14 protein-coding genes are annotated in these 11753 nt (G+C 49.6%); 5 read left to right on the top strand and 9 right to left on the bottom strand.

The annotated features are described in order from the left end of the window. Positions 1–50: 50 nt before the first annotated feature. The 3 genes from rsmA to fmt form a co-directional block, all read right to left on the bottom strand. Positions 51–848, bottom strand: a complete 798-nt coding sequence (gene rsmA, locus MRJ96_07360) for a 16S rRNA (adenine(1518)-N(6)/adenine(1519)-N(6))-dimethyltransferase RsmA (GenBank protein MDR4501249.1) — start codon at positions 846–848, stop codon at positions 51–53. Between the two features lie 67 nt (positions 849–915). Further along, positions 916–1248, bottom strand: a complete 333-nt coding sequence (locus MRJ96_07355) for a hypothetical protein (protein ID MDR4501248.1) — start codon at positions 1246–1248, stop codon at positions 916–918. Between the two features lie 20 nt (positions 1249–1268). After that, positions 1269–2225, bottom strand: a complete 957-nt coding sequence (gene fmt, locus MRJ96_07350; protein MDR4501247.1) for a methionyl-tRNA formyltransferase — start codon at positions 2223–2225, stop codon at positions 1269–1271. Between the two features lie 575 nt (positions 2226–2800). Here fmt and hchA point away from each other — a divergent pair. The 3 genes from hchA to ruvA all read left to right on the top strand — a co-directional run bounded on the left by hchA (position 2801) and on the right by ruvA (position 5464). Then, positions 2801–3685 (top strand): protein deglycase HchA, encoded by an 885-nt coding sequence (gene hchA, locus MRJ96_07345; GenBank protein ID MDR4501246.1) that lies wholly within the window; start codon positions 2801–2803, stop codon positions 3683–3685. A 272-nt stretch (positions 3686–3957) separates the two neighbouring features. Continuing rightward, on the top strand, positions 3958–4710 hold the full coding sequence (locus MRJ96_07340) for a YebC/PmpR family DNA-binding transcriptional regulator (GenBank protein ID MDR4501245.1): 753 nt from the start codon (positions 3958–3960) through the stop codon (positions 4708–4710). A gap of 148 nt (positions 4711–4858) precedes the next feature. Beyond that, positions 4859–5464: a Holliday junction branch migration protein RuvA gene (gene ruvA / locus MRJ96_07335; protein ID MDR4501244.1), complete on the top strand. Its 606-nt coding sequence runs from the start codon at positions 4859–4861 to the stop codon at positions 5462–5464. A gap of 185 nt (positions 5465–5649) precedes the next feature. Here the strand turns inward: ruvA and MRJ96_07330 are convergent, their stop codons facing one another. Together MRJ96_07330 and MRJ96_07325 are read right to left on the bottom strand one after the other, a co-directional pair. Continuing rightward, entirely contained in the window at positions 5650–6504 is an 855-nt protein-coding gene (locus MRJ96_07330; protein MDR4501243.1) for an IS3 family transposase, read from the bottom strand. Beyond that, a complete protein-coding gene (locus MRJ96_07325) occupies positions 6501–6797 on the bottom strand; it encodes a transposase (GenBank protein ID MDR4501242.1) in 297 nt (98 codons plus the stop codon). The genes MRJ96_07330 and MRJ96_07325 overlap by 4 nt, the downstream gene beginning before the upstream one ends. A 446-nt stretch (positions 6798–7243) precedes the next feature. On the opposite strand from MRJ96_07325, the gene MRJ96_07320 reads away from it, so the two are divergent. Beyond that, on the top strand, positions 7244–7717 hold the full coding sequence (locus MRJ96_07320) for an OmpA family protein (protein ID MDR4501241.1): 474 nt from the start codon (positions 7244–7246) through the stop codon (positions 7715–7717). A gap of 429 nt (positions 7718–8146) precedes the next feature. Here MRJ96_07320 and MRJ96_07315 read toward each other — a convergent pair whose 3' ends face one another. The 3 genes from MRJ96_07315 to MRJ96_07305 form a co-directional block, all read right to left on the bottom strand. Further along, positions 8147–8329, bottom strand: coding sequence for a hypothetical protein (locus MRJ96_07315; protein ID MDR4501240.1), 183 nt, complete (start codon positions 8327–8329; stop codon positions 8147–8149). 498 nt (positions 8330–8827) lie between these two features. Beyond that, positions 8828–9028: a hypothetical protein gene (locus tag MRJ96_07310; protein MDR4501239.1), complete on the bottom strand. Its 201-nt coding sequence runs from the start codon at positions 9026–9028 to the stop codon at positions 8828–8830. 126 nt (positions 9029–9154) lie between these two features. Beyond that, complete coding sequence (locus MRJ96_07305) at positions 9155–10312, bottom strand: VCBS repeat-containing protein (GenBank protein ID MDR4501238.1); 1158 nt, start codon at positions 10310–10312, stop codon at positions 9155–9157. A gap of 300 nt (positions 10313–10612) precedes the next feature. Between MRJ96_07305 and MRJ96_07300 the strand changes: the two genes are divergently transcribed. Then, positions 10613–10954, top strand: a complete 342-nt coding sequence (locus MRJ96_07300; GenBank protein ID MDR4501237.1) for a hypothetical protein — start codon at positions 10613–10615, stop codon at positions 10952–10954. Between the two features lie 45 nt (positions 10955–10999). Here MRJ96_07300 and MRJ96_07295 read toward each other — a convergent pair whose 3' ends face one another. After that, entirely contained in the window at positions 11000–11665 is a 666-nt protein-coding gene (locus tag MRJ96_07295) for a CAAX prenyl protease-related protein (protein MDR4501236.1), read from the bottom strand. Between the last annotated feature and the right edge of the window lie 88 nt (positions 11666–11753).

The following is an 11753-nucleotide window of genomic DNA, read 5'->3' as shown; positions in this document are numbered from 1 at the left end:
AAGTGTTTGAGATCATCGCGCTGGACAATCGATGCATCATCGGACTCTATCTAGGACGACGGGTGAAGGGCCTGCGTCAACCGCTGAAAATCCTTCACGTTCAAGGTTTCCGCGCGACAGCGGCCATCGATGGTCGCCATCTCAAACCCGGATTGAAGCACATGCGCGTGAAAACCCGCATCCCGCATCGCATTGAATAAGGTCTTTCGACGGTGACTGAAGGCCGCCTTCACGACCCGTACGAATGCCTCACATTCTTGTTCGATACCAATTTGTTCCGAAGATTTGGGACGTAATTCGATGATTGCCGATTCCACGTCCGGCCTTGGAGAAAAACACGTCCTCGGGACTTTAAACGCCAGCTCAACATCAGCGAAGTATTGAGATAGCACCGACAACACGCCATATTCCCGTGTTCCCGCGTTCGCGACTATTCGTCTCGCCACCTCAAGTTGAACCATCAGAATCATACGGTCTATCAAAGCTCGGGCTTCGAATAATTTGAAGAGCAAGGGTGTCGAAATGTTATATGGCAAATTGGCCACGACCACCATATTGTGAGAAAGATTCGTGTAGGAAAAATCCAAGGCGTCCCCCAGAACCACCTCTACATTTTCGAATCCTTGTAACTCAGTTTGAAGATACGCAAACAACTCCACGTCGATTTCAATAGCCAAGACCCGAGAAGCGACCTGGCACAGTCTTTTCGTCAACGCCCCACGACCCGGGCCTATTTCCAACACATGTTCGTGGGGATGGACCTCTGCGCGAATGAGGATTTTGTTGACGATATTGTGATCGATGAGGAAATGTTGGCCGAAACGTTTACGGGGATGGGGAAATCTCATCAAGCTCTAGCGATAGGAAAGAACATCGAGCGTGCGGCGAAACCCAAACCATTGGATGCGCCCGGAACTATGACGGGCTCGCGGGGTCTGGCAATCCATTCGTCTCGATTTCTTTGATAAGTTTTTTAAGATGACGCCGGCACATATCCACATCATCCGAGAGTTCATCGAATAAATCCCCGACAATATACGAGGTCTCAATCCAATCCTTGGTCAATTGCTGTTCATGTGCCGGGCTCAATTTTCCTCGCAAGGCTTCTATCGCTTCCCTCTTCCAGTTGTGCACCTGATCACGTCCCTGCACCGCATTCAACGCATTCAAGGCCTTGGCATGAATCTGCTCCAACTCTTTGAGCTTGAGATGAATAAAATCCAAGGCAGCTTGCTCATGTTCCGTCATGATCCAATCCCTTCCTGCTGTTACATCGGCTCACTTCTCAACTGCATCCCGCACTCAAGCGAATATCCAGCCAAAAACTGACCAACGGTCATTCGCTTGCGATTCGCCATCTGTAGTTCGGTAATGTGCAATATTCCGTCTCCCGTCTGGACAAAAATTCCCTGTTTATCCAGTTTGACAATCGTTCCAGGACTCGCGCCACTGGATAGAGAGTCCGTTTGACCTTCATAGGGCCTCGCCTTCCAGATCATCAAACGGTCTTGTCGACAGAACGTAAAGGCCCCCGGCCATGGAGAGAGACCTCGAATCCTATTGCCTATGGTCTCGGCTGATTGGGCCCAGGAAATCACTCCATCTTCCTTCCGGAGCATCGGCGCCATTGTGGCTCCTGAATGCTCTTGCGTCAGAGGAACGATATCTTTTGCTTCCCAGAGCCGTAAGGTCCTGACGAGTAGCTGTCCGCCGACATGAGCCAATCGGTCGGATAGTTCTTTGGCAGTGTCCTCTTCCCTAATCGACACTTTTTCCTGTAGCAAAATCGGTCCGGTATCCATGCCTTCATCCATTAACATGGTCGTAATCCCTGTCTCCGTTTCACCGTTGATTATAGCCCACTGAATGGGTCCCGCTCCCCGATACTTCGGCAACAACGACGAATGCACGTTCACACACCCGCGTGGAGGCAGATCAAGGATAGCTTTGGGCAAGATTCGCCCAAACGCGGCAACCACGATAAGATCGGCATGCCACGCTTCAAGAGCCGACAAGAACTCAGGCTGCTTCATTTTTTCTGGCTGAAGAAGAGGAATCTGATGAGCCAGGGCCAGTTCCTTAACCGGCGAAGCCGTCACGGATTTCCCGCGGCCGCGCGGACGATCTGGCTGGGTCACCACTCCCACAACTGGGTACTCGGAATCGAGGAGCGCCGCTAAGGTCGGCACAGCAAATTCCGGAGTTCCCATAAAAATCACGCGCATGGCTGTTTCCTAGCAGCAAGTCCCGTAAGATTGCAATTATCCCTAGTTTAACAACTATCCCTTCAGAAAAGGTTGGGGAAAACACCCCAGATGCAATCGCCTATAGCAGTTCCTTTCACTCGAATCAACGGACACGGCAATATTTCACTCCGCATCCCGCGAGTATTGCTGTGCCTGGTGATCTGGCGTTGTTTCCCAAAGACAATGACGAACAGTGCAGGGAAAGCCCCGTCGCCGGGACAAGACAAGCGATTCAGTCGGAGACGGCGTTTCAATCAATGTATATCAAAAAAGAGGATATCTTTATCTTCTGTTATCCCCACTCGTGATGAGTAGGACCCAACCTTGGCGAAATTCATCAAGGTCCGCGGTCATGCGTACCGCATCAAGAGGCCGGACACATGACTGCACTTGACCTGGTTGCATCGATTCAAAAACCTGCGTACCCTCCGGGCTGTCCACACATAAACCGTTATTGAGGAAAGTGGAAAAAGGGTAACATGACGTTTGCTTCTCCCGAATCTGTTATTTTAGGAATGAAATAATAAAAAGCGACTGCGCACCAAGGAGAAAAAATGAGCACGAAAAAACCCGACTTAAGCAGAGAACCCGCTCCTGATAAGACGGAACACAACGCTTTTTTCCCGTCGCCCTATTCCTTGTCGCAATATACAGCCCCAAAGACCGACTACGATGGTGCAGATTATCCTAATCGTTATTCGGGCAAGAAATGGAAAGTGCTCATGATCGGCACTGATGAGCGCTATTTGCTTATGAAGAATGGCAAGATGTTCTCGACCGGAAACCACCCGGTTGAAACGCTCGTGCCGATGCTTCATATTGATAAAGCTGGCTTTGAAATCGATGTGGCAACCGTGTCTGGTAATCCGGTTAAGTTTGAGATGTGGGCGATGCCTCGCGAAGATCACGCAGTTCAGTCAACGTATGAAAAATATCTCCCGCAATTCAAAGAGCCCAAACGGCTTTCCACTGTTATCGAGCAAGACCTTGGCGAGGATTCCCCATACATCGCTGTGCTTGTGCCCGGCGGCCATGGCGCCCTGACCGGCGGCATTCCGGATAGCCGGGAGATGAAGACAACCCTCAAATGGGCGATGGACCATGATAAGCATATCATCACATTGTGCCATGGCCCGGCTTGCCTGTTAGCGGCCGGGGTCGGTGAAAGCAAAGAGCATTACCTATTCAGGGGCTACAAAATTTGCGTGTTCCCTGACGTGCTCGATGAGGGCGCTAATATCGAAATTGGATACATCCCAGGACACCTGCGCTGGCTGTTGGCCGAGAGTCTTCAAAAACTTGGCGTTGAAGTGATGAACGACAACATGAGTGGTGCGGTTCATCAGGACCGTAAGCTTTTAACCGGAGACAGCCCCCTGGCTTCCAATGCCCTCGGGAAATTGGCTGCTGACGCACTGTTGAAGGAAGTCGCCAACTGAGGGATTTTTTACATAGATGAATGGGTATTGCGTGGCAAAGAAGAGGCACCTTTTCTATCACGCGCGTCGCTGCTTTTAATGGCGAAAAAATTTTCACCGCGCTTCCTTCCACCATTTTTGCATAAGCATAAACACGTAATATTCACATTGACTCCTTCTTTCTGCCTGTGATACAAGTTTTCCCCTAGTTCTATCCCATTTGCTCGGAAATTAGGCACCCTCGAACATTCTTCATCAATCTCTCTGAGCGTACCGAATAAGGACATTCTGACATGGGCGGGCATAGTCACTGGTCGACGATCAAAAGACATAAAGCTGGACAAGACGCCAAACGTGGGAAGATCTTCACCCGCGTCATTCGTGAAATATCGATCGCCGCTCGCAGTGGCGGCGACCCCGATGGGAATCCCGCGCTTCGTCAGGCTATCGCCAGAGCCAAAGAAGTCAATATGCCGGCCGATACGGTGAAGCGTGCGATTCAGCGAGGAACGGGCGAATTGCCTGGCATGGAAGTGGAAGAATTTATGCTTGAGGGGTACGGGCCTGGAGGAACAGCGATCTTACTGGAGGTTATGACCGATAACCGGAACCGTACAGTGGCGGAAATCCGCAGCATGTTTACCAAGAATAACGGGAACATGGCCGAAGCTGGCGCCGTCGCCTGGCAATTTGAAAAAAAAGGCCTGCTGATCGTTGAGCAGGACAAAGTGGAAGAAGATCGGCTGTTCAACCTCGCACTGGAAGCCGGTGCCGAGGATGTCAAACAAGGCTCATCATCCTTTGAAGTCATCACCTCTCCCACCGACTTTGAAGCCGTGAAAGCTGCTTTAACAGAAGCCAATGTGCCCTCGACTTTTGCCGAAGTGACGTTCTTACCCCAAAGTCACATTCAACTCGATGAAAAAGCCGCAGAGCAAGCCTTAAAGCTTGTTGAAATCATGGACGATCATGATGATGTCCAAAAGGTTCACGCGAACTTCGATATCTCCGATGAGATCATGGAAAAACTGGCACCCGTCGGATGATTCGATTGAGGCATTCCGCATTCCATATTTCCCGTCGCATTCCGAATATTGTCCGACATTTCTGTTCTCGATGAATTTCCACACTTATCGCGGTAGGCTAAAGCTTCGGTCTTCTGCTCGACGAATCCTTTGAAATACTTATCCAATCATGATTGCACGGCTCACCGGTCGTCTGATTGCTAAAACCACGTCCACGATCATCCTGGATGTTCAAGGTGTGGGGTATGAAATCGACATCGCACTGAGTACCTACTTCGCCCTCCCGACTCTTGAAGAACGTCTGACACTCAATGTTTCGACTCACATCAGAAACGACACCATTCAATTGTTTGGATTTCTCACCACGGCCGAAAAAGACACTTTTGTCTTACTGACGGGCATCAGCGGCATAGGACCCAAATTAGCACTCAGCGCCTTATCAACGCTCACGGTCGACGAAATACATGCCGCGATACAAGCCAACGATGTCGTTCGACTCTCATCCACTCCGGGAATCGGCAAAAAATCCGCTAGCCGTATCGTACTGGAACTCAAAGACAAAGTGGGAAAACTGATCGCCGGCGACGCGCAGCCGACCGGACCTACGCTTCTTCAAGAGAGCGTGCAAGCCGATGCCGAGTCGGCATTACTTAACCTCGGGTACCGCCCCAACGAAGTCCAAAAAGCCATCCAACAGAGCCGCGAAAGACTGGAGGAATCCGCCAACCTCGAACTCATCATTCGTGAGTCTCTTAAGCATCTAGCCAAAACCTGACTAACCCCGGCCACTAAATCTGGGGAAAACCAGCCCAAATGAGAAGCTGGGCAACAAATCGAATAAAGAATCTTTTTCCAGTCTTACAGCTACTTAATGATAATTAACGATGCTTTCTGATCTAATTCCACATGCCATCTTAGCTAGAAGACAAGTGATCTTCCCCCATAACATTGGACACTGCGTTAAGCTGCCTGTTCAAAGACAACCGGGATCTGAGGTCCGATAGCTGAATGCCTTCTCCGGCGATTGTCATACGTTTCAATGTACTCAAAAATACTGACCTTCGCCGTCTGTCGCGTCGGGTACGGCACTCGATGAATCAGTTCGACTTTCAGGGTATGGAAAAAACTTTCTGTGACGGCGTTATCATAACAAGTCGCCCGTCGTCCCATGCTACAACGCAACTGACTGGTCGTAATCAATTGTTGATATCGTGTTGAGCAATACTGGCTTCCACGGTCTGAGTGGAGAATGGTGCCCTTGGGAAAGCCACGACGGAACAACGCCATGCGTAGGGCATCACACACCAGTTGTTGCGTCATTCGGCGGTTCATCGACCACCCCACAATCGCTCGTGCATACAAATCCATCACGACTGCAAGATAGAGCCACCCCTCGTGCGTCCACACATAGGTGATATCACTGGTCCATTGCTGATTTGGGGCCTCAGCCCGAAAGTCCTGTTCCAGCAGATCGGGGGCGACTGGGTTGGAGTGCTTCGAGTCGGTTGTCGCTTTAAATTTCTTTGCCTGAAGCGCTTTGAGCCCCAGGGCGTGCATTCGTCGGGCCACGCGATTCTCGCTACACGTGAGGCCCTCATGGTGTAACGTCTTCGTAATCCGTGGCGCGCCATACCGTTGGCGGTGCTCAGTAAAGATTTCGCGTATCCGTCGATCGAGTTGATGGGTCGAGTGCTCCCGCGGACTCTGGCCACGTGTGGCCCAGTCATCATAGCCACGGCGAGAGACATTCAGAACCCCGCACATGAGGGTGACGGGCCAGGCCTTCTTCTGTTTCTCGATGAATCGATACCTCATGTGGGTTCCGTGGCAAAGAAGGCCGTGGCTTTTTTTAAGATGTCGCGCTCCATCCGAAGGCGCCGGTTCTCAACTTCCAGCTCATAGATCCGTTGTTGCTCAGCGGTGCGTTTCCCTTGTCCTGGAAAGGCATCCGCTTTGTGAGTGGCCAGTTCATCCTTCCACCGCCCAATCAATGCGCCACTCACGCCTAAACTCCGCCCCGCGGCCGCACAACTGTAGCCATGCTCCACCACCAAGGCCACAGCTTCTTGCTTGAATTCTCGACTGTGAAACCTGCGTAATCGCTTCATTCACCACCTCGTTGCGAATTAGTATATAATTCTTAACTCGGTGTCCGATATTCCATGGGAAGATCAAAGTGCAGCCTACAAATGGGGTTCAACAAGACCTCTTTACTCTCCTGAGTATTTCCTCTTAAGATGGAAACTCTTGTCGTCCAGCAAATAACAGGGAAATCCAATACTTCGTAAATTTTGGTTTTTCCAGGGCATCTATGAAAACAAGATTCTTTAACAATTCACTAAGGCTTATAAGCATAATCCCTCTGATCGTGATAGCCTTAGCTCGCTGTGCCGGAATAGACAAAGATTACAAGCATCACAACAATGGCACAACCATTGGTTCCTCTGAGGGATCTGGTCCGAGTCGGGTCAGAGATAGAGATAATCGTCGATATGATGCCCCAGTTCAAATTGACCCATCAACTGCATTGGCAAGTGATAGAGTCAAGGATTACATGAATCAACAACGACAGGAAATGCAACGAGAACTCTCCGAGGGGCTTCAAAGTCGTTCAATTGTCGTCCAGTTCCTTAACGATCACACGCTTCACCTTACACTACCTAGTCAGGAGTTTTTCGATATATATAACGCCAATATCCATGCGAACTATCAATCAAGCTTAACTAAAGTGTTATCGGTTATTAGCAAATTCGATAAGACCGTCATTCACATCATTGTGCACACGGATAACACTGGCACCGAGAATTACAATAGAATCCTCTCTCAACATCAGGCAAATGCTGTTGCAGATTTCTTGAACAGTCACGGAGTGGATAATACTCGACTCCGTGTTGAAGGACGTGGGGAGGATTTTCCGCTTTTCTCAAATGAATCTAAAGAAGGACGTCAGCATAATCGTCGAATTGAACTATTCCTGAAACCAATTATAGAAGGGAAAATTGATTGGGCCTTTTGGCCACCCAATTAAGTATTACCAGAGCCCAGATTTATAGGGACAATGCCTCTACTTCTGGATTTCACGTGCCTGACATTCCAACTCCTTCAGATTTCCCCTGATTTCTTTCAACACTCCCTTAACTCGCAGGTGCGCACAATGTCGCCATGTCCTTCAGGTTTTTCAAGAATTTCTGACTATGGCGAATCCAAATACATTCTAAGCGGATCGAAGCTGATCGCAACGTCTTCCTGCGCCTCCCACTCGATCATCCCATCACCACATTCGCTCTTTCTTGCTCACGGCGTGACTCAGGTTGCTTGCCGGTGGTTTCTTGCGTTTGAGCCTCTCTTCATCGCTTGATTTCAGCTCGTATTCCACGTATCCGTCCAGCGGTACCAACATGAGTAAATAAGGTAGGGGGATATTTCCGGGAAAACAGAATCGTCAGGAAATCCGGTATTATAACGTTTCGCGAACTTTCGATCCGCGATACCCGCTTTCCAAGACTTTTTTGAAGAAGCGAAGAACGTCAGCTAAATCGAACCAGAAGCCACAATTGATGCAGCGGGCATGAATACGCTGAGCGAGTGTGGCATAGTGCCGTTCGACTAACATCGTTCCTTGGCATTTGAGACAGGTCATAATTCCGTATGTGTGAAGGCCTTCGTTTCGATGTGGACATCGTGTATGTTCAGCCTACATCAGGAAAGGTAGCGTTCGTCAACCCCGCTCAGCAAATCCACATTGACTCTATTCTTTCCCCTATCGCAACTGTTGAAAGATTCTCTCCCATAACCCATAAACATCCCATACGAGACCAACATTATAAACGCCGGGGAATGGTCAAAAAAGTTCGTTCGGCAAGGCCGCAGCCATTTTTGCGCGCAGAGCGTACTGGCTCGAGCCGATTCAAGGATTCACCGAGGAGTTATCGTCGTACTTCGCAAAGAGTGTACCCTTGCGTACGGAAGTCTATCAGGGATGCGCTCTCGACGTGAGCACGGAACTCTCGCGAATCGGCCACCCGCTGGCTTGCTTCTTGTGTTAGTCCTTACGCTGAAATCATTCTCGCTCACCACATGGTGGGGTTCAAGCGGCGGGAGGGCGAGAACGCCGCAGGCGGCTTTTTTCAACATTCCCCTATCGCAAGCGATTCAAGATCACGGCAATACACCCTGCTAGGAGCCCTCCTCCTAAAATGGTCAATCCCATGGAAAGTATTCCTTCCATGGTTGTAGAAGATGGGGATCCGTAGACAAGGTCTCGCACTCCACCCTGTACCAATAGCACTGATAGGGTCGTGAGAGAACCCATTCCAAACCACCAAACGAAGGTTCGCACAGGCTCCTTTTCGACGTATGATTTCGTGTTAGTAATACAGGAGTTGTTTAAGGTTAGATTGAATACGGTCAATGTAACGAAGGGCCTGAGAGCTGTCAATTGTCGGGGGCGTATCGTCCCGTCCTCTCATGATTGTTTCGCCGTCGTCAGATGTCCCCGGGATTTCAGCCCATGATGGAGAAAGATTGATACGCTACTTGCTGCATTATTGGCGATGGCTAAGCCCGGCTGCTCGTCTCGTCCCGCTGCGACGACCAAAGAGGTCAACGCGAACGGCCCGTGTGGGGTGGGATAATGTCTTGGCGGATAGCGAAAGGTGCCGTCACCCTTTCCGAACAGTAAAGACATGCTGCCTGATTGAATATTCACGACCGCGACATCGGAATGTTTGTCGCCATCAAAATCATAGGCTAGTCCGTAGTTGGGACCGGCATCACCACCAGAATCTTTTCCCTCTTGAAATGTACCATCGCCATTTCCCAGGAACACGGTAATCGTGTTCATCTCACCATTGATCACGAGTAAATCAAGAATATGATCACTATCAAAATCGGCAAAAGAGACCCCCAACGGACGCTTGCCAGTGCGATAATCGATCGGCGATTCAAACGTGCCATCGCCATTGCCTTTCCAGATGGATACGGCATGACTCATCGGCCCACCATTCGTCACCGCCAAATCCAAATGCCCATCGCCATTAAAGTCGGCTGCACTTACCGAGGTCGGAGTATCGCCATATTCATACAGAGCACCGAGTCGAAATTTTCCATTTCCCATACCCAAGAGAACTTGTATCTTGTCATTGCGTAAGGCCACGACCAGATCGGGCAGCATATCTTCGTTGTAATCTCCTTGCGCGAGGTCCACCGGCGTTCGATGCACGGGATATTGCGCTCCCCGTGTAAAATTCCCATTGCCTTGCCCGATAAAAATCAGGACCTGTCCGCTCCCCGAACAAGCCACGGCCAAGTCTTCATACTTGTCAAGATTGAAATCGGCGACGACCAGGTTTCTTGGCTCCTGACACGCCTGAACTCTTCTGTGACTTTGAAAACTCCCGTCACCATTCCCCATCAGAATCGACAAGGAATTCCCGCGGATATTGCTCGTAATCAGATCGGCAAATCCATCGCCATTGAAATCCCCAGCCTTAATCGATGTCGGGTTTTTTCCGACCGGGTAGGTCTTATACAGGTAGACCAAATCTGGAGGAAGATAATTTTCTTGTTTAGGACACCCAAGAGTACAGAGCAGACACGTCAGGACGAGGAGTGAAAATCGCATAATCAATGGCTGATCGGTTTTTGCTGAGAGGAGATCTCACAAACCAAACAATCCTTCCTGCTGAGAAACTAAAGAGAAAGTCGAAGTAGCCAAAAACAACAAAATCTTCAACACACGATTCAGACGCCAGTATACGAAGTTTCCTAGGTCTTGTAAAACCATAACTGCCCGCAAGACCTATAAAATTTTACCTGCATAGACTGAAAGCATAGGCCCTTACAATATCGTTAGACCTACTCCCTTGGAGACCGACTAAAAAATATGCTATAGAATGACCTTTACCTTGAGAGGGAGGACCTTATGTGGAATAATGGAAAGAAAAAAATTGATCTCAGCATGTATGGCGTCGCTGAAATTCTAAAATGGTGTGTCGATCGCAATAATGGTCGGATACCAGGCACGGACACGGAAGGTTTCAAGAAAATGCAGGACGCCCTGGCTGAAAAGCCGAAGGTTGGGGATTATTTCACGCTTGATGCTTTCTGGAAATCCAGAAAAGTTTTTGAGTTTACGAAAGAGGAGATCGTGCTCATTGACCGCTGCTTGTATGACATCCCGAATTTTGACGGAGCGCAATTACCGCAAATCCGGTACAAGTTTTGGCCTACCCAGGAAGAAATCGCAACATCCTCTGCATCGTAATGCGAGAGCGGGAGAAAGGCTGAACGGTCTTTCTCCACGTTCTTTCTACCACCACTGCCACTCCTCGGTCACCAAAACATGCAGACCTAGCACAAAGTTCGTCAGACCATGTGCAAGGACGCATGGCCAAAGGCGCTTGGTGTGGTAGAGCAAGGCATTGTACAACGCCCCAGCCATCATGCCCGCCAACCAAAGGTTATGTTCCAACCCAAATAAAACAACCGTCGCCGCAAACGACCCGATGGTGAAGGTTCCGAGTGGCACGATATGAAAACGATTATCGATGACCCAACGGATCAGAAATGACCGCCAGAACAATTCTTCCATGACCGGAACCACCACCGATGCTCCAAACAGTCGAATCCCGGCTAAAACCATGCCGAGCCCAGCTCCATGTTGGAACGGATCGTATCCCGTCATCTCCCCTTGCATGGCCCACGACCAATCCATGCGTACCCACAAAACATACACGAGTAATCCGATACCCACGACGGAGAGGCCTTCCCCCCAACTCATCACCATGGGACTTTTCAATTCGTCGAAATGCGACCAGAAAAAAATCAACAGTCCTCCCACAATCAGGATCTTCACGGGATACGTCCATAGCTCTAGATCCTGCGCGTACCCCTCCACCGGCAACAGCAATGCCATTAAGGAGCTGACGGCGATAAATCCCATGTACACGGCAAACGGCAGAATGCGTGGCCACATCGTATTGCAACTCCCGGACGATTAAGAGTTAAGACTGAAACATGTAGACGTTAGTATGATTATACTATATAGAGAACAGACTCTCTGA

The sequence above is a fragment of the Nitrospirales bacterium genome (assembly GCA_031315865.1).
GTDB lineage: Bacteria > Nitrospirota > Nitrospiria > Nitrospirales > UBA8639 > JAGQKC01.
The sequence above is the reverse complement of the archived record's forward strand: the minus strand, read 5'-3'. Positions and strand labels throughout refer to the sequence as shown.